This is a genomic window from Mycobacterium sp. FW102-FHT13B02 (genome assembly GCF_058790275.1).
The window spans coordinates 107,625-123,968 of record NZ_JBYTCM010000010.1 but is presented as its reverse complement, the minus strand read 5'-3'; the positions used below and the strand labels follow the sequence as shown (position 1 = coordinate 123,968).

The following is a 16,344-nucleotide window of genomic DNA, read 5'->3' as shown; positions in this document are numbered from 1 at the left end:
TAGTCTTTCGCCATGGCGCAACCAACCGTGTTGATCAGCGGCGCAGGGATCGCCGGGCCGGCATCGGCCCACTGGCTCGCGAGCAGCGGCTACCGGGTGGTGATCGTCGAGGCGGCGCCGGGCATCCGGCCGGGCGGGCAGACGGTTGACCTGCGCGGCGCTGGCCGCGAAGTGGTGACCCGGATGGGGCTCATGCCAGCGATGACCGAGCGGTGCCTGTATCAACGGGGCATCGCCTGGGTGCGCGCTGATGGCTCCCGGCGTGCGGAGATGCCGGTCGAGGCATTCAACGGCAACGGGATCGTGTCCGAGTTCGAGATCCTGCGCGGCGACCTCGCCGACGTCCTCTACCAGGCCACCCGCGAGGCGGCCGAATACCGTTTCGGCACCCGGATTTCCGCGCTCGAGCAAGACGGCTCGGGCGTCCGTGCTGCGCTGACCGACGGCAGCGTGGTGCAGGCCGACCTGGTCATCGGCGCCGACGGCCCCCACTCGGCGGTGCGGCAGCTGGCCTTCGGCGTGGAGGAGCAGTTCATCCGGCGGCTCGGCGGCTACAACGCCTGGTTCACCGCACCGGACATGATCGGTCTGGATGGCTGGTTTCTGATGTTCCAGGCCGCCGGTGGGCTGAACGCCTCGCTGCGCCCTTCGCACGACGCCGCGACCGCCAAGGCCGGTCTGGCATTCCGGTCCGAGCCCATCGAGTACGACCGCCGTGACCCCGACGCGCAGCGGGCTCTGCTGGCCCAGCGGTTCCGCGACGCCGGGTGGTATTGCGACGAACTACTCAGTGCCGCAGCACGGTCCGACGACTTCTATTTCGACGATTTCGTCCAGGTGCACATGAGCACCTGGTCGACTGGCCGGGTCACGCTGTGCGGCGACGCCGGCTACTGCGCGTCACCGTTGTCCGGGATGGGCACCAGCCTGGCCCTCGTCGGTGCCTACGTATTGGCCGGTGAACTCGGGCCGGCCGCGGCGCTCGACGCTGCCGGTATCGAGGCGGCGCTGCGGCGCTACGAGCAGGTGATGCGGCCGTACGTCGACCGGTGTCAGGACCTGCCCGGGGGCCTCGACGGCTACGCGCCGATGTCCGAGCGCCAGATCTCCGCCGGGGCGACGACCATGAACTGGGTGCAGCGCTGGCCGCTGCGGTTGTATGCCGGTCGCAAGTGGTTCTCCACGGCCGAGTCCATCGACCTGCCGAACTATCGGTCGTGTGTGGGCGGATGACCGGTCCATTTGACGTACGCCCGGCGGAATTCCCGCGGGTCGGTGAACCCGACCTCTGTGGCGATGGCGTGAATCGGCATCGCCGTCTCCCGGACCAGATACCGTGCCCGTTCGCTGCGGACCTTGTCGCGTAGCACGCTGAATTGCTGACCATCGGCACCGAGACGCCGACGCAGCGTGCGCTCCGTCATGCCCAGCCGCTTGGCGATCTGGGCCATGGTCAGCGGATCTCGGACACTGTCGCGCAACATCGTCTCGACGGTCTGCACCACGTCGGTCGGCGGCTCACCCTGGGTCAGCATGTCGCGGCAGGCGGCGACCGCGACCGCATGCGTGGCCGGATCGGCGCGCGGTAGCCGCTGCGACCACAACGGGTCGGGGAACGCCAGCCGGTTGGCGTCGGCGCTGAACAAGACGGGGCAGCCGAAGAACTCGCGATAGCGGTGCGCGTAGACCGGTGCGGGGTAGCTGACCTGTACGTACTCCGGCGTCTGCTGGGGCAGCTCGAGCACGGTCCTGACGGTGACCAGCACGCTGCAGAACAGCTCCTCACACAGGAAGGGCAACAACTCCGGTTCCGGGTGCCGCTCGTAGGCCCGCAGCGCAAACGTGTCGCCGATGAGCTCGGCGCCGACGTCCATCAGGCTGCCGGCGCTCTGATGGAGTTCGAGGCCGACCTGCATTGCCATGCCGAGGTTTTCCGCCGAGCGAATGGCCAGGCCGAGCACGCCGAACGACACGAACATGTCACGCGCCCCGACATCGATCCCGAGGCCCCGGTCTGGCATGGCGCGCACCGCACGCCGCAGGACGAGCGCCGCCTGCCGGAACGAGATCCGCGTTTCGGGCAAATTGAGTGTCTCGGCGGACAGACCGGCCGCGGCCAGCCACCGCTCCGTGGGCAGACCCGCGCGGTCGGCAACGTCGACGACGTTGACGAGCACCGACGTCGGGATGAACGCCGCGCTTTCCCTGTCCACCCCACCTCCAACATGTGTCCGGTTTTCCCCCCATTGTGGTCACCGATGCCCTCGTGCGCACCCAGCGACATGCGGTTAGCTCCCGATCCATGGTGTCGTCAATGCCGGTCGATCTGTCGGAATCGCTTTCCGCTGAGGGGTCGTGGGCGCGTCCGGGCACATATTGGCCGGCATTGACCGACGCGACCGCGCATCTGGAGACACCGCTGGCCGCGATCGACCTCGGCGCGCTGCGCCACAACGTGCACGATATGCGCCGCCGCGCGGCCGGGACACCGATCCGGGTGGCGTCCAAATCGGTGCGGTCGCGGGCGATCCTGGACGCCGTCACGGCCGTCGACGGCTATGCGGGCGTCTTGGCCTTCACCTTGCCCGAAGCGCTGTGGCTGGCCGCGGGCGATGACGCACATCCTCCGCACGACGATGTCGTGGTCGGTTACCCGACAGCCGACCGCACCGCGATTGCTCGATTGGCGTCGTCCCCGGAATTGGCGGCTCGGGTGACCCTCATGGTGGACGACGTGGCCCAGCTGGATCTGGTGGACGCCGTCGCCGCGCCGTCGAGGCGGCCCGCGCTCCGGGTGTGCCTGGACCTCGACGCGTCGTGGCAGGCACCGGCACTCGGCCATCTCGGCGTACGCCGCTCCCCCGTCCACACCGCCGCGCAGGCCCGCGCCCTGGCCGTGGCCATCGCCGCCCGCCCAGGCTTCTCGCTGGTGGGGTTGATGTCCTATGAAGCGCAGATCGCCGGTGTCGGTGACGACGTCCGCGGCCAGGCCGCACGGTCCCGGCTGATCCGCTGGATGCAACGACGATCCAAGGACGAACTGCTCGAACGCCGCGGTCGGGCGGTGGCAGCGGTACGGCAGGTGACGGACCTCGAGTTCGTCAACGGCGGCGGTACCGGATCCATCGAGTACACCGCCGCCGATCCCGCGGTCACCGAAGTCGCCGCGGGCAGTGGCCTTTTCGGCCCGCACCTGTTCGACACCTACCGTGGCTTCTCACCCGCACCCGCTGCGGCGTTCGCGCTGTCGGTCGTGCGCAAGCCCGCAGCGCAGATCGCGACGGTGCTGGGCGGCGGCTGGATCGCCTCCGGACCGCCGGCCAAAGACCGCGCGCCGCAACCGGTCTGGCCCCCGGGACTGAGTCTGCTGTCGGCTGAGATGGCCGGCGAGGTACAGACCCCGGTCACCGGAGAAGCCGCTGCTGCACTGGCCATCGGCGACCGCGTGTGGTTCCGGCACTGCAAGGCCGGTGAGCTCAGCGAGCACGTCGACCGTTTCTTGTTGGTCCAGGACGGACACACCGTCGGCGCGGCCGCGACCTACCGAGGCGAAGGGCAGACGTTCCTATGACTGGGCACCAGTGGACGAACTGGGGGCGCTGCGAGACGGCGCGGCCAACGGAAGTGCTGCGGCCCAAAACCGCTGCGGAAGTCTGCGACATCGTCGCCCGCGCCTCCGCCGCGGGCCGCCGGGTCAAGGTGGTCGGCTCCGGGCACAGTTTCACCGGCATTGCCGTGGCACCGGACATTCAGCTGGATCTGGGCGCCCTGGCCGGTGTGCTCAGCGCCGACCAGGGCCGCAAGCGGGTCACCGTCGGCGGCGGCACACCACTGTGGCAACTGACGCAGCTGCTGACCACGCGAGGACTGGCGCTCGAGAACATGGGCGACATCGACCGGCAGACCATCTCCGGGGCCATTTCCACCGGCACCCACGGCACCGGTGTGACGTTCGGCGGGCTGGCAACTCAGGTGGTCGGGCTGACGCTGGTCGCGGGCAACGGCGAGCTGGTCCGGATCGACGAGGAGCAGAACAGCGAGCTCCTGCCGGCGGCGCGCGTCGGCCTGGGTGCGCTGGGCATCATCGTCGAGGTGACGCTGCAGTGCGTCCCCAGTTTCGCGATCCACGCCATCGAACGCGTCGAGCCGGTCAACGAGGTCATCACGGCCTTCGATGAACACTGCACGCACACAGACCATTTCGAGTTCTTCTGGTTCCCGCACACCGAGGTCGCGTTCACCAAGGCCAACATCCGGCTGCCCGCGTACACTCCGCTCGAGTCGACCAATCCCGTCTCCCAGTGGATCGAAGAGGAACTGGTGGAGAACGGAGTCCTGGGCGCGATCTGCGCGGTGGGCAGCGCACTGCCGGCCGCTGTTCCGGTGCTGAACCGCACCGTCACCCGCTTCCTGTCCGACCGTGAGCACACCCAGCGTTCCGATCGCGTCTTCACCTCGCCGCGGCGGGTGCGGTTCCGCGAGATGGAATACGCCGTCCCCTACGAGTCGGTGGGCGCCGCCTTCGACGAGGTGCGCAGCCTGATCGCCGAACGAGGTTGGCGCATCGGGTTTCCCATCGAGGTCCGGGCCGCCGCCGCGGACGAGAACTGGTTGTCGACTGCCTACGGACGGCGCAGCGCCTACGTCGCGGTGCACCGCTACGTGCGCGACGACCCGACCGAATACTTCGCCGCGGTCGAGCAGATCATGCGGCGCCACGACGGGCGGCCGCACTGGGGCAAGATGCACAACCGCACCGCCGCGGACCTGCGGGGCAGCTACCCGCGGTTCGACGACTTCCTCGCGGTCCGCGAAAAACTCGATCCCAAAAGGACTTTCGCCAACGACTACCTACACCAAGTGCTCGGAGAATGAGGAACCAGATGACAACGATCCATGCCTTCGGCGATGACGCGCTCGGTGACCACGACGCGGTCGCCCTGGCACAACTGGTCCGCGACATGCAGGTCAGCCCTGATGAACTGGCGGCCGCCGCAACGGCCCGCGCCGGGCTCGTCGACCCCGCGCTGCGGGCGGTGGCATGCCGGCTGCCGCCGCGACACAGCACCGATCCGAACGCCGAATTCTTCGGCGTCCCAACGTTCATCAAGGACAATACCGATGTCGCCGGCTTGCCGACCACGCACGGTTCGGAGGCATTCACGGCCCAGCCCGCAAAGAAGGACGGCGCCTACGCGACGCAGCTCCTGAGCACCGGCATGACGCTCATGGGCAAGACCCGGATGCCCGAATTCGGTTTCAACGCAACCACGGAATACATGACCGAGGAGCCGGTCCGAAACCCCTGGCACACCGGATACTCCGTCGGCGCCTCATCCGGCGGCTCGGCGGCGCTGGTCGCCGCGGGCGTCGTGCCCATCGCGCACGCCAACGATGGCGGTGGCTCCATCCGCATTCCCGCCGCCTGCGCGGGCCTGGTCGGGCTCAAGCCGAGCCGAGGCCGGCACCGCGACGGCGAGCAGGTCAGCCACCTGCCGATCAACATGATCTCCGAGGGCGTCCTGACCCGTAGCGTCCGCGACACCGCGGCATACGTCGCCGCGTGCGAGAACCATTGGCGCAATCCGAAACTCGCGCCCATCGGCCGGGTGCACGGGCCGGCGCAGCGGACCCTTCGCATCGGCGTGCTGTTCGACAGCGTCACCGGTGAGTCGGTCGACGCCGCCACCCGGGCGGCCGTCGAAGACACCGCGGCGCTGCTCGAGGCCGCCGGTCACGTCGTCGAACCCATAACGCTGCCCGTCACGGCGCAGTTCGCCGACGACTTCGTCCAATACTGGGCTCTGCTCGCCGATCTCGCGGTCGGCACCGGCCGGTTGATCCTGGACCGGTCGTTCGACGCCGGCAGGGCCGACGGCCTGAGCCTGGGGCTGCGCGCGCATCACCGCCGGAATCTGCACCGGACCCCGGGCGCTCTGCTGCGCCTGCGGGGCGTCGCCGCGCAGTACGCGCGGATGTTCGCCCGGCACGAAGCCGTGCTCTCCCCGGTGCTTTCGCACACCACGCCCCGCATCGGCTACCTCGCGCCGACGGTCGACTTCCCCGACCTGATCGACCGCCTGCGCCGGTACGTCGCCTACACCCCGCTCAACAACATCGCCGGGACGCCGGCCATCTCGCTGCCGGCAGGCCTGTCCCCCGAAGGCCTACCGGTCGGCGTCCAGCTGTCCGGCGCCTACGGCGACGAGCGCACCCTGATCGAACTGGCCTACCTGTTGGAGGCCGAGCGACCGTTCGCCCGGATTCAGGAGGTCGCGAGCGCGTGCCGGGCGTAGGCGCGCACGTCGGCGTCGCCGTCCTCCAGCGCGATCCCGAGCGCCGCCCGGGCGGACTCTTCGGAGTCCGCCCACCGGGTCAGGCTCAGCACCGCGGCCTTGCGCACGTCGAGGTGCGGGTCGTGCAACGCCTGCGACAGTGGTTCGACGGCGACCGCCGCGGCCGCTCCGGACAGTGCCCGCACCGCACCCTGGCGAATCTGCCACGCTGATTCCCGAAGGGCGCGTTGCACTTCCGGCACGTCCTGCTCGGCGCAACCGACGGCGGCCAGCGCGGCCAACGCCGCCGCCCGCACCAGCGGGTCCCGGTCGGCCACCAGCTGCCGCACGGTGTCCGCACCGGATTGCAGCGTGGCCAGGCCGTTGCCCGCGGCGATCCGTACCTCGCGGTTGTCGTCGGCCGCGGCGGCGGCCACCCCGTCGACGTCATCGACGGATACCAGCGCCCGCACCGCCTCGATACGCACCCGGTGGTCGGGATCATCTACTGAGGCTCGGTAATCCGAGGCCGCACCCACACGGCGCGAACTGAGGACGTACAGCGACACCGCCCGCACGACCGGGTCACCGGACTTCAGGTACGGCGCGACCGCGGCCGGATCGGGCAACATCTCGACCAGCTCGCGAAGCGCGTCGGCAGCCGTGGCCCGCACCGCGCCGTCGTCGTCGCCGAGGGCGGCGACCAGGTCCGGTTGATAGCCGTCCGGCAGGTTCTCCACCAGCACCGCCACCGCGGCGCGCCGAACCCCGGCGTCGGGATCCTGCAGGTACACGGCCAGGTCGGAGAGCGTCGGCTCCTCCAACGCCACTACCTGAGCGATCCGCGGCGACGGCGGCGTCACCGGCTCGGTGGGACGCAGGCGCGATCCCGCGGTCGCCGGCGCCTTGCCACCGACGAGGACCGGCTGGTGCACATGCTGCACCGCGTGGTCCGACGGCAGGTGGTCCAGGTCGGGCACCGGCACGAAATACGGTGCCACGGGCCGCTTCAGGAACTCCATCTGACCGTCCGCGTTCTTACGCAAATTCAGGTGATAGCGCCACTCGTCGTCGTCGCGTTCCGGGATGTCGGCACGATCGTGGTACAGGCCCCAGCGCGATTCGGTACGCGTGAGCGACGAGCGGGCCGCCATCTCGGCGCAGTCCCGGATGAACGACACCTCGACCGTCCGCATCAACTCGTGCGGCGTGCGGGCGCCCATCTGCTCGATCTCCTCGGCCATGCGCTCGAAGGTGCGGACCGCGATGGACAGCTTGGTCGCCGTCTTCGGCGGGGCCACATAGTCGTTCACGAAGCGGCGCAGCTTGTATTCGACCTGCGGCTGCGGTGGTCCGTCCGGGTGCCGCAGCGGGCGGTAGATCAGCTCGTGCGCCTCGGCCAGCTGGCCCTGCGGAAGGTCCACGGGCGCTTCGACATCGGCGAGGGTCGATGCCGCATGCTCGCCGGCGAGGTCGCCATAGACGAACGCACCGATCATGTAGTTGTGCGGCACGCACGCCATGTCACCGGCGGCGTACAGTCCGGGCACCGTGGTGCGGGCATGTTCGTCGACCCACACCCCGGACGCGGAATGCCCACTGCACAAGCCAATCTCGGAGATGTGCATCTCGATGTCGTGCGTCCGGTAGTCGTGGCCGCGGTTGGCGTGGAACGTCCCGCGCGTCGGACGCTCGGTGGTGTGCAGGATGTTCTCCATCGCGGTGATGGTCTCGTCCGGCAAGTGGGTGACCTTGAGGTAGATCGGGCCGCGGGCGGATTCGATCTCGCTCTTGACCTCGGCCATCATCTGGCCCGACCAGTAGTCGGAGTCGACGAACCGTTCCCCCAGCGCGTTCACCTGGTACCCGCCGAAAGGATTGGCGACGTAGGCGCAGGCAGGCCCGTTGTAGTCCTTGATCAGCGGGTTCACCTGGAAGCACTCGATGCCCGACAGCTCCGCCCCCGCGTGGTAGGCCATGGAGTATCCGTCGCCGGCGTTGCAGGGGTTTTCGTACGTGCCGTACAGGTATCCCGAGGCGGGCAGGCCGAGGCGGCCGCTGGCCCCGGTCGCGAGGATGACGGCCTTGGCGGCCACCGTCACGAATTCGCCTGTGCGCGTGTTGAAAGCCGCGGCGCCGACCGCGCGTCCCGCAGAGGTCAGCACCCGCACCGGCATCAGCCGGTTCTCGATGCGCAGCTTCTCCCGGATGGACTTCTGCCGCATCACGCGGTACAGCGCCTTCTTGACGTCCTTGCCCTCGGGCATCGGCAACACGTACGAGCCGGAGCGGTGCACGCGGCGCACGGCGTATTCGCCGTGTTCATCCTTCTCGAATTTGACGCCGTAGCGTTCCAGTCGCTGCACCATGGCGAAGCCGCGCGTCGCGGTCTGATAGATGGTGCGCTGGTTGACGATTCCGTCGTTGGCCCGGGTGATCTCGGCGACGTAGTCCTCCGGGGTGGCCTTACCGGGGACGACGGCGTTGTTGACGCCGTCCATGCCCATGGCCAGCGCGCCGGAGTGCCGGACGTGCGCCTTCTCCAGCAGAAGTACTCTGGCGCCGTTCTCGGCGGCGGTCAGGGCGGCCATGGTGCCGGCGGTACCACCCCCGATCACCAGGACATCACAGTCCAGGCGGACGGGGTTGGCGAGATCGGGGATCTCAAGGGTGCTCATTGGTGTAGTGCTCCAAGGATTTCGGCCCGCAGCTCGGTACGGGAGACATCGCTGTCAGGGCTGGCATCACGGGGGCTCGGCACGTCCAGCAGCGCGCGCAGCGGCTGGCCGGCGCGGCCGAGGACCGCCACCCGGTCCCCTAGGGCGAGGGCTTCGTCGACGTCATGGGTGACGAAGACGACGGTGGTCGGATGGGCCTGCCAGGTGCTGATCAGCAAGTGCTGCATGGCGGTTCGGGTCTTGGCGTCCAGCGCGCCGAACGGCTCGTCCATCAGGACGGCCCGCGGCGCCCCGGCCAGTCCGCGCGCCAGCTGGACCCGCTGGCGCATCCCGCCGGACAGGCTCTTCGGCAGGAAGTCGGCGAACCCGGTGAGCCCGACCTCCTCGATCCACCGTTCGGCGCGTTCGCGGCGTCCGGCACGCGGCGCCCCACGCAACTGCAGCGCCAGCTCGATGTTGGATCGCACTGTGCGCCAGGGCAACAACGCGCTGTCCTGGAACACCATGCCGCGATCCCGCGACGTGGTGGTCACCAGCTCACCGTCCGCGAGGACCTGCCCCGCGTCTGGCTTGAGCAGCCCGGCCAATGCCCGCAGTATCGTCGACTTGCCACAGCCCGAGGGCCCGGTCAGCACCAGGATCTCCCCCGGCTGCACTGTCAGACTCAGCCCGTCGACAACCGGTTCGCCGGTGTAGGACAGCCGGATCCGGTCGAGTTCGAGGCGCAGGCCCAGAACTTGAGACTCGGTCAATACGACAGTCATCTGTGCCCTCTGCTCTTCGCGCAAGCGCTCATCGCCCGTTCTCCTCGCCACGCGGCAGCCAGCGCGTGAGCCGCCGGCCGATCAGCTCCACCGCGGCCGCCGTGCCGAAACCCAACGCGCCGATGGTGATGATGCCGACGAAAACGCTCGGGTAATCCAGCACGGTGTAGGCCTGCCAGGTCCGGTAGCCGACGCCGAGCCGGCCGGAGATCATCTCCGCGGACACCACACAGATCCACGCCACGCCCATACCGACCGACAGTCCGCCGAACAGCCCGGGCAGCAGGCCCGGAAACACCACCTGCCGCAACACATCCCAGCGACTGCCGCCGAGGGTCCGCACCGAGTCCTCCCACAGCGTCGGCAGGGCCCGAACGGCGTGCCGGGTGCTCACCATGATGGGGAAGAACGCCGCCAGGAACGTGATGAACACGATGCCGGCCTCGTCGGTCGGGAACAGCAGGATGGCCACCGGCACCAGCGCGATGGCCGGAATCGGACGAGCCAGCTCGGTCAGCGGACCGACGAGGTCCGCGAACAGCTGCGACCGGCCGAGAGCGATACCGGTGACCGCACCGATCACGGCCGCGAGTCCGAAACCGCTGACGATCCGGATCACCGACTGCGTCAGGTCCAGCCAGTACTGCGCGGCGCCCAGCCGCTCGACGAATTTGGCGGCGATCTGGGTCACGGTCGGCAGATTGTCGAACCGCAGCCAGAACCGGATGTGATGGACGGTCAGCAGCTGCCAGATGCCCACGGCAGCAATGACCGACAGGGTCTTGATCACGTAGCCGCGCCATTTCGCCGGCCCCGGCCGCCGCGCGACCTCGGCCTCGGCAGGGCGTGTGGGTGCGGCCGGGGCCGCGGCGATGGCCGTCATGCCACACCCGCCAGAGCCTGCTGATAGGTCACCACCGACGATCCGGGATGGGCCGCCTGGTACCGATGGGCGCCAGCCGCGGTGTCGAACGGCACGAACTCGGCACCCTGCTGGACCCACACGGATTTATCTGCCAGCCAACGGGTTCCGAGTTCCGCGTCCGGGACGTAGGCGGCAAGGACCTTGGTGCCCTTGTCCTGCGCGGCCCGGATCGCCTTGAGAAGGCAGGTCGGGTTGGCCGCCGGCTGCGTGGTGTCCGAACCGTCCGGCCAGAACTCACCGGCGAGCGCCGGGTTGTCGACCGGGATGTTGCACACCGGGTCGGTGCCGTGCACCACCGACGGATTGGCGGTGCGGGCGACCTCAGCGTTGTAGTCGCGGCCCCGCTCGGTCAACGCCTTGCGCAGCGGTCCGTCCTGGACGAACGCGTTGACATCGAGGTCGGCGAAGTCGCCGATCGACTTCAGGTACGGCACATCACCTTTCAGCGCATCGACCAGCGACGGCTTCAGCGTGGTGTCGAACCGGGTGCCGCCGGGGCCGTTGTACAGGTAGACGACTTCCTGCGGCAGGCCGCTGCCCTGCGCCACGATCCGGGCCGCTTCCACTGGTTTGGTGTTGAGGAAATCGGTGGCGTCGAGCTGTGCCTGCAGGAACGCGTCGAGCACCTCGGGATGCGCCGAAGCGTAGGCCCGCCGCACCACGACACCGTGCCACGTCGGGTAATTCAGCTCGGCGCCGTCGTACAGCAGGCGGGCCTTGTTCTGGACGACCAGCAGTCCCGGCCAGGCGACGAACTGCGAAAGCGCCTTGACCTGACCGGATTCCAGTGCCGACGCACCGATCTGCGGCTGCTGGTTGAGCACCTCGACACCGGTCTTCGGGTCGATGCCGATCTTCGACAGCGCCCGGACCAGGGTGCCGTGACCCGCCGAGCCCACACTGGCCGATACCTTCTGGCCGGCGAGTTCGTTCAACGACTGGATCGGCGAATCCGGCGCCACCACAACCATGTTCAGCGACCCCGTGGGACTGGACCCGGTCACCGAAACGAGCTCGGTCTTCGCGCGCTCGTTGCCCTGGGTCTTGGAGCCGTTGATCAGCAGCGGGTAGTCACCCATGGAACCGATGTCGATCTTCTCGGCGACCATCTGGGCGGTGATCGGCGCACCGGTGTCGTAATCCTGCCATTCGACGTGGTACTTCTTGCCGGTCTTGGAAGCGATGTCACTGAGCCGATGTTCCAAATACCCTTGCGCACGCAGCAATGTCCCTGCGGTGACGGTGTTGATGGTCTTGGACTGGTAGCCGACGACCACGGTGATGACGTCGTCGTCCTTACCGGCCGAATCCACCGAGCAGCCGGTGGCGGCCAGCACGAGGGTGGCCGCCAGGGCGGAGAACCGGGCGAGTTGCGTGCGTTTCATTGGGCTGGGGTCCTTAGCGGATGAGGTAGGGCATGTTGACGGAGACGGCACCGGTTGGGCAGCGTGCGGCGCACGGCCCGCAGTACCAACACTCGTCGACGTGCATGTACGCCTTGCCGTTGTCGGGGTTGATGGCCAGCGAGTCCAGCGGGCAGACGTCGACGCACAGCGTGCAGCCCTCGATGCACAGCGACTCGTCGATCGTGACCGGTACATCGGCGCGTTGGTTGTTGACCAGCGTCATGATTCACTCCGTAACAGGTTGCCGCGCATGGTGATTCGGTCACCACGCAGTCGGATGTATTCGAGGTCGACGGGACGCCCGTCGTCGAGCGTGGTGAGGCGTTCGAGCATCAGGATCGCGCCGCCCGCGGGGATGTCCAGCGTGGCCGCGGTGTGCGGATCAGCCGAAACCGCTTCCAGCGCAATATCCGCCGAACCCAGCCGCTGCGCGGTCACCTGCTCGATCAACGCGAACACATCGTTGGTCTCCAATGAGTGCTCGAGCACCGCTGCGCCGATGTCGGGCACCAGGTACGTCAGGTCCAGGCTCAGCGGCAGGTCGCCCAGGTAACGCAGCCGTTCGACGAAGACGACGAGCTCGCCGGGGTTCAACTGCAACCGGCGCGCCACCGCCGCGGGTGCGGGGATATGCGTCGCAGCCCGGACCTCGTTGCGGACCTCGCCGTAGTCCTTGAACGTCTCCTTCAGCCCGACCAGCGCGTGCAGCCCATGGTCGTATTTGCGCTGGGCGACATGGGTGCCGACCCGCGGGCCGCGGTCGATCAGCCCTTCGGCTTTCAGGATCGCCAAGGCCTCACGAACGGTGTTGCGAGACACGGAGAACTCGGCCACCAGTTCGGCCTCACCGGGCAGGCCGTCCGCGTAGATGCCGTCGCGCACCTGCTGGCGCAGCACGTCGGCGACCTGGCGGGCGCGGTCGGCGCGCCGGCGCAGCGGGGTCGGATCGGTCGGCCGGGGCGAGCGAAGCGACGGGGAAGACTCGGGCATGCCGATGACGGTAGGGACCCGCGCTCCTCAGGTCTGCACCCGCAAATCAGGCGGTTCGAAGGACCCCTTATTGCGCCGCCTCTTGGCTTGCGTGACCAGGGACAATACCCGCTTCGCGCCCCATTGCGCCACCCCGGACAGGCGCCGCATTTCGAATCTCGATGAATCGAACCGCGTTTATCCGTGGCCTCAACCTTCGACTCTGCGAAAGTGCGTGAGTTCAATCGTGATGACAATCTGCCGTGGCGATTGAACTCAGGGACCGCTGACGCCCCGAAGATGTCCCTAGCTTCAAACAGGACGTCTAACAGTGCCTCGCGATTGAAACCAAGTATCTCTGCGGCTAGCAAGTCCCTTTCAGCGGTTGAGATTGCGCTGCCGCAGAGGATGTTCGAGTAGCGGCCTGCATAGATGCACGGTCAACGCGCAGCACACGGGCCGCTAGCTCCCCGCCGCCGACACCGTCACCGGAATCCCGTTGAGCGCACCGTTGCCGGACGGCTCGTCGATGAAGTCCGGCAGCGAGAGGATATTGGTGTTCACCCCGGGCGACGCGTTGGCGATCCCGAGCCGGGTGCCGGACTGTCCGTGCCCCCAGCCGTGCGGCATGGACACGACGCCCGGCTTGATCGCGTCGGTCACCTCGACGGGCACGACGATCTTCCCTGCGCCCGAGGCGACTTCGGCAGTGTCGCCGTCTGTGATGCCCCTCGCGGCGGCGTCGCGACTGTGCATCAGCAAGGTGCACCGGTCGCGACCCTTCATCAGCGCGCCGACGTTGTGCAGCCACGAGTTGTTGGACCGCAGGTGCCGCCGGCTCACCAGCACCAGCTCGTCATCGGCACGCTCGAGTCGCGAAGCCAGCCGCGGCAGGTCGTCGAGCAGGTACTGCGGGGCAAGGCGAATCTTCTTGTCCGCCGTACCCAGCACCTCGGGCACGCGCGGCACCATGGGGCCGTAGTTGATGCCATCGGGGTACGCCTTGAGCTTCTCGAGCGTCAGGCCATCGGGATTCTCGCCGTACCGGTCGCCGAACGCGGCGGTCCGCAGCGTCAGATCGAGCATGCGTTCCGGGCCGCCGTGGTCGTACTTCGCGCGGATTTCGGAGCCGTCGAGGCCCTGGGTGAAGCACAGGTAGTCGAACCAGCCGTCGTCGAGCGCGGCAACGTCGACGTCCTCGGCCGGGGTGCCGGTGCACAGCCCGGTCAGCCGGATGAGGATTTCCCATTCTTCCGGCGCGTCCGGGTCCTCGCGGTGGAATACCGGCGGCGAGTAACGCGCGAAGCTGTTGATGGCCGAGCCGAGAAGCAGGTCCGCGGAGTGTGGCTGCTCGAGTGCCGAGGGGCCGGGCAGGATCACGTCGGCGTGCCGGGTGGTCTCGTTGAGCCACAGGTCCACCGAGATCATCGCGTCCAGGCCCGTCAGCGCTTCGTCCAGCTTGTCGCCGCCCGGCGTCGACAGCACGGGATTGCCCGCCACCGTGATCAGGGCTTTGAGCTGGCCCTCGCCCGGTGTGGTGATTTCTTCGAGCATGCAGGAGACCGGTACCTGGCCCAGCACTTCCTTCGCCCCGCGGACCCGGGTCTGGTAGCGACCGAAGTTGGGTGCCCCGTCCTCCAGCCCGGGGATGGTCTGACTGGTGACGGTCCAGGCGGTCGGTGTCGCGAACATCGCCCCGCCGGGCACGTCGAAGTGTCCGGTGACGATGTTGACGACGTCGATCAGCCAGCTGGCGAGGCTGCCGAACTCCTGGTTGCATGTGCCGATGCGGCCGTAGACGACCGCGCGCGTCGTGCCGGCCAGCTCACGGGCCAGCTCCCGGATCCGCTCAGCATCGATACCTGTTGCGGCAGAGACTCTTTCGGGTGACCAGTCGGCGACGGCGCGCTGCAGCTCGGGAACCCCGTCGAGATGCTGCGCCAGCCGGCCGAGGTTGACCAGTCCTTCGTCGAACACAACGTGGATGACGCCCAGCAGCAGCGCCGCGTCGGTACCGGGCGTGATGGGCAGCCACTCGTCGGCCTTGGCGGCGGTCTGGGTCCGCACCGGGTCGATGACGATCACCTTGCCGCGCTGGCGAATTCCCCCGATGATGCCCATGATGTCCGGCGCGGCCAGGAGCGAGCCCTGCGACGCCGCGGGGTTGGCGCCCATCACCACCAGCAGGTCGGTGCGCTGCACGTCGGGCGTCGGGAACGCCCACCAGCTGCCGTACATCAGGTGCGACGACAGGTTCTTGGGCCACTGGTCGATGGTGCCCGGCGAATAGGTGATCGGTATGCCGGACAGGCCGAGCAGGATCGCCGCATACCGCGACAGCGAAAACGAGTGTGCCAGTGGGTTTCCGGCGTAGGCGGCGACGGCGCCGATGCCGTGCTTGTCGATGATGGGTGCCAGGAGTTCGGTGCAGCGACGGAACGCGGTGTCCCAGTCGACCTCGTGCCACTGGCCGTCGATCTTGATCATGGGCCGGCGGATCCGATCGGGGTCCTCGTGCAGTGCACCCAGCGAGGCGCCCTTCGGGCAGATGTGGCCCGCGCTCCATGCGTCGGTCTTGTTCGGCCGGATGCCGGCGACCTTGCCGCCCGACACCTGAATCTCCAAGCCGCACATGGCCTCACAGAGACAGCAGGCATGCAGGTGCAGACCGTCTTCGCCGACTTTGGCGATCACTCGTGGCTCGGTTCCCATCCCCCGACTGTAACGGCGTTACTGAGACGCGGGTCACGATTGCTCCCGTTGACCGGGAGGCAGGATGGACCAGACCTAAAGGGCGTGCGACAGCTCGCGGCCGAACTGCAGCAGCCGCTGCATCTGGGCCAGGCCGCCGTCGTCGACAGACTTGGTGTACCGGAACGACTCGCAGAAGAAGTCGCTGTCGATGGCCGACTTCTGCCGGCTGCGGGTGATCAGCTGGGTGTACATCCGCAGCCGCACTTCGGCCAGGCGCCGGGTGCCGTCGGCCAGCACCTCGAACTGCGTGGTCAGGATGTGGTCGGTGATGGTCGACAACAAGATGGTCCGCACCGACGTGTCCAACGTGCGACGCACCTCTTCGTCCTCGCCGCTCACGTCATCGTCGGCCCGCCACATGATCAGCCGCTCGCCATCGGTGAGAATGACCTCCTGCCACACGGCGTCGCCCCAGGACTCCTCGGACGCGCCGCGCGACATGATGAAGGACTTGATCGACCGGAAGTCGATCACCGAGCGCAGCTGTTCGAGTGCCAGCTCCGGATCGCGCAGGTAGACCTTGGCCGCGTCCTCGACACTCGAGTAAGGCGCCCAGTCCTGCGGTTCGTCCAC

General features: G+C 68.3%; 13 protein-coding genes. 4 read left to right on the top strand and 9 right to left on the bottom strand.

Annotated features, from left to right (window positions below):
• Positions 1 to 12 precede the first annotated feature (12 nt).
• Positions 13 to 1,233 carry an FAD-dependent monooxygenase gene (locus AC3WTE_RS18640; RefSeq protein ID WP_492439791.1) on the top strand — a complete coding sequence of 407 codons (1,221 nt, stop codon included), beginning with the start codon at positions 13 to 15 and terminating at the stop codon, positions 1,231 to 1,233.
• Here AC3WTE_RS18640 and AC3WTE_RS18635 read toward each other — a convergent pair.
• Entirely contained in the window at positions 1,209 to 2,213 is a 1,005-nt protein-coding gene (locus tag AC3WTE_RS18635) for an AraC family transcriptional regulator (RefSeq protein WP_492439789.1), read from the bottom strand. The two genes, AC3WTE_RS18640 and AC3WTE_RS18635, sit on opposite strands and share 25 nt — an antisense overlap.
• Positions 2,214 to 2,314: 101 nt before the next feature.
• Between AC3WTE_RS18635 and AC3WTE_RS18630 the strand changes: the two genes are divergently transcribed.
• Genes AC3WTE_RS18630 through AC3WTE_RS18620 form a run of 3 tightly spaced genes read left to right on the top strand, consistent with a single transcriptional unit; the run spans position 2,315 to position 6,296 of the window.
• Positions 2,315 to 3,571, top strand: coding sequence for an alanine racemase (locus tag AC3WTE_RS18630; protein ID WP_492439787.1), 1,257 nt, complete (start codon positions 2,315 to 2,317; stop codon positions 3,569 to 3,571).
• The gene (locus tag AC3WTE_RS18625; protein WP_492439785.1) at positions 3,568 to 4,875 is read left to right on the top strand and encodes a D-arabinono-1,4-lactone oxidase; all 1,308 of its coding nucleotides are present in this window, start codon (positions 3,568 to 3,570) and stop codon (positions 4,873 to 4,875) included. Before AC3WTE_RS18630 ends, AC3WTE_RS18625 begins: the two co-directional genes overlap by 4 nt.
• 8 nt (positions 4,876 to 4,883) lie before the next feature.
• Positions 4,884 to 6,296 (top strand): amidase, encoded by a 1,413-nt coding sequence (locus tag AC3WTE_RS18620; RefSeq protein ID WP_492439783.1) that lies wholly within the window; start codon positions 4,884 to 4,886, stop codon positions 6,294 to 6,296.
• Here AC3WTE_RS18620 and AC3WTE_RS18615 read toward each other — a convergent pair.
• The 8 genes from AC3WTE_RS18615 to AC3WTE_RS18580 all read right to left on the bottom strand — a co-directional run bounded on the left by AC3WTE_RS18615 (position 6,266) and on the right by AC3WTE_RS18580 (position 16,344).
• Positions 6,266 to 8,953: a fumarate reductase/succinate dehydrogenase flavoprotein subunit gene (locus AC3WTE_RS18615; protein ID WP_492439781.1), complete on the bottom strand. Its 2,688-nt coding sequence runs from the start codon at positions 8,951 to 8,953 to the stop codon at positions 6,266 to 6,268. The genes AC3WTE_RS18620 and AC3WTE_RS18615 overlap by 31 nt on opposite strands.
• Positions 8,950 to 9,717 carry an ABC transporter ATP-binding protein gene (locus AC3WTE_RS18610; RefSeq protein ID WP_492439779.1) on the bottom strand — a complete coding sequence of 256 codons (768 nt, stop codon included), beginning with the start codon at positions 9,715 to 9,717 and terminating at the stop codon, positions 8,950 to 8,952. The genes AC3WTE_RS18615 and AC3WTE_RS18610 overlap by 4 nt, the downstream gene beginning before the upstream one ends.
• A gap of 28 nt (positions 9,718 to 9,745) precedes the next feature.
• Positions 9,746 to 10,600, bottom strand: a complete 855-nt coding sequence (locus AC3WTE_RS18605) for an ABC transporter permease (RefSeq protein WP_492439777.1) — start codon at positions 10,598 to 10,600, stop codon at positions 9,746 to 9,748.
• On the bottom strand, positions 10,597 to 12,027 hold the full coding sequence (locus AC3WTE_RS18600; RefSeq protein ID WP_492439775.1) for an ABC transporter substrate-binding protein: 1,431 nt from the start codon (positions 12,025 to 12,027) through the stop codon (positions 10,597 to 10,599). The genes AC3WTE_RS18605 and AC3WTE_RS18600 overlap by 4 nt, the downstream gene beginning before the upstream one ends.
• A gap of 13 nt (positions 12,028 to 12,040) precedes the next feature.
• Complete coding sequence (locus AC3WTE_RS18595; protein ID WP_061006677.1) at positions 12,041 to 12,271, bottom strand: 4Fe-4S dicluster domain-containing protein; 231 nt, start codon at positions 12,269 to 12,271, stop codon at positions 12,041 to 12,043.
• Positions 12,268 to 13,038, bottom strand: a complete 771-nt coding sequence (locus tag AC3WTE_RS18590) for a GntR family transcriptional regulator (RefSeq protein ID WP_492439773.1) — start codon at positions 13,036 to 13,038, stop codon at positions 12,268 to 12,270. Before AC3WTE_RS18590 ends, AC3WTE_RS18595 begins: the two co-directional genes overlap by 4 nt.
• A 441-nt stretch (positions 13,039 to 13,479) precedes the next feature.
• Entirely contained in the window at positions 13,480 to 15,729 is a 2,250-nt protein-coding gene (locus AC3WTE_RS18585; protein WP_492439771.1) for a molybdopterin-dependent oxidoreductase, read from the bottom strand.
• A 75-nt stretch (positions 15,730 to 15,804) separates the two neighbouring features.
• The gene (locus tag AC3WTE_RS18580; RefSeq protein ID WP_492439769.1) at positions 15,805 to 16,344 is read right to left on the bottom strand and encodes a hypothetical protein; all 540 of its coding nucleotides are present in this window, start codon (positions 16,342 to 16,344) and stop codon (positions 15,805 to 15,807) included.

What these genes read in the sequence shown, in the direction of transcription:
- AC3WTE_RS18640 (WP_492439791.1), top strand. Translation starts at nt 13, where the DNA reads ATGGCGCAACCAACCGTGTTGATCAGCGGCGCAGGGATCGCCGGGCCG.
- AC3WTE_RS18630 (WP_492439787.1), top strand. Translation starts at nt 2,315, where the DNA reads ATGCCGGTCGATCTGTCGGAATCGCTTTCCGCTGAGGGGTCGTGGGCG.
- AC3WTE_RS18625 (WP_492439785.1), top strand. Translation starts at nt 3,568, where the DNA reads ATGACTGGGCACCAGTGGACGAACTGGGGGCGCTGCGAGACGGCGCGG.
- AC3WTE_RS18620 (WP_492439783.1), top strand. Translation starts at nt 4,884, where the DNA reads ATGACAACGATCCATGCCTTCGGCGATGACGCGCTCGGTGACCACGAC.
- AC3WTE_RS18615 (WP_492439781.1), bottom strand. Translation starts at nt 8,953, where the DNA reads ATGAGCACCCTTGAGATCCCCGATCTCGCCAACCCCGTCCGCCTGGAC.
- AC3WTE_RS18610 (WP_492439779.1), bottom strand. Translation starts at nt 9,717, where the DNA reads ATGACTGTCGTATTGACCGAGTCTCAAGTTCTGGGCCTGCGCCTCGAA.
- AC3WTE_RS18605 (WP_492439777.1), bottom strand. Translation starts at nt 10,600, where the DNA reads ATGACGGCCATCGCCGCGGCCCCGGCCGCACCCACACGCCCTGCCGAG.
- AC3WTE_RS18600 (WP_492439775.1), bottom strand. Translation starts at nt 12,027, where the DNA reads ATGAAACGCACGCAACTCGCCCGGTTCTCCGCCCTGGCGGCCACCCTC.
- AC3WTE_RS18595 (WP_061006677.1), bottom strand. Translation starts at nt 12,271, where the DNA reads ATGACGCTGGTCAACAACCAACGCGCCGATGTACCGGTCACGATCGAC.
- AC3WTE_RS18590 (WP_492439773.1), bottom strand. Translation starts at nt 13,038, where the DNA reads ATGCCCGAGTCTTCCCCGTCGCTTCGCTCGCCCCGGCCGACCGATCCG.
- AC3WTE_RS18585 (WP_492439771.1), bottom strand. Translation starts at nt 15,729, where the DNA reads ATGGGAACCGAGCCACGAGTGATCGCCAAAGTCGGCGAAGACGGTCTG.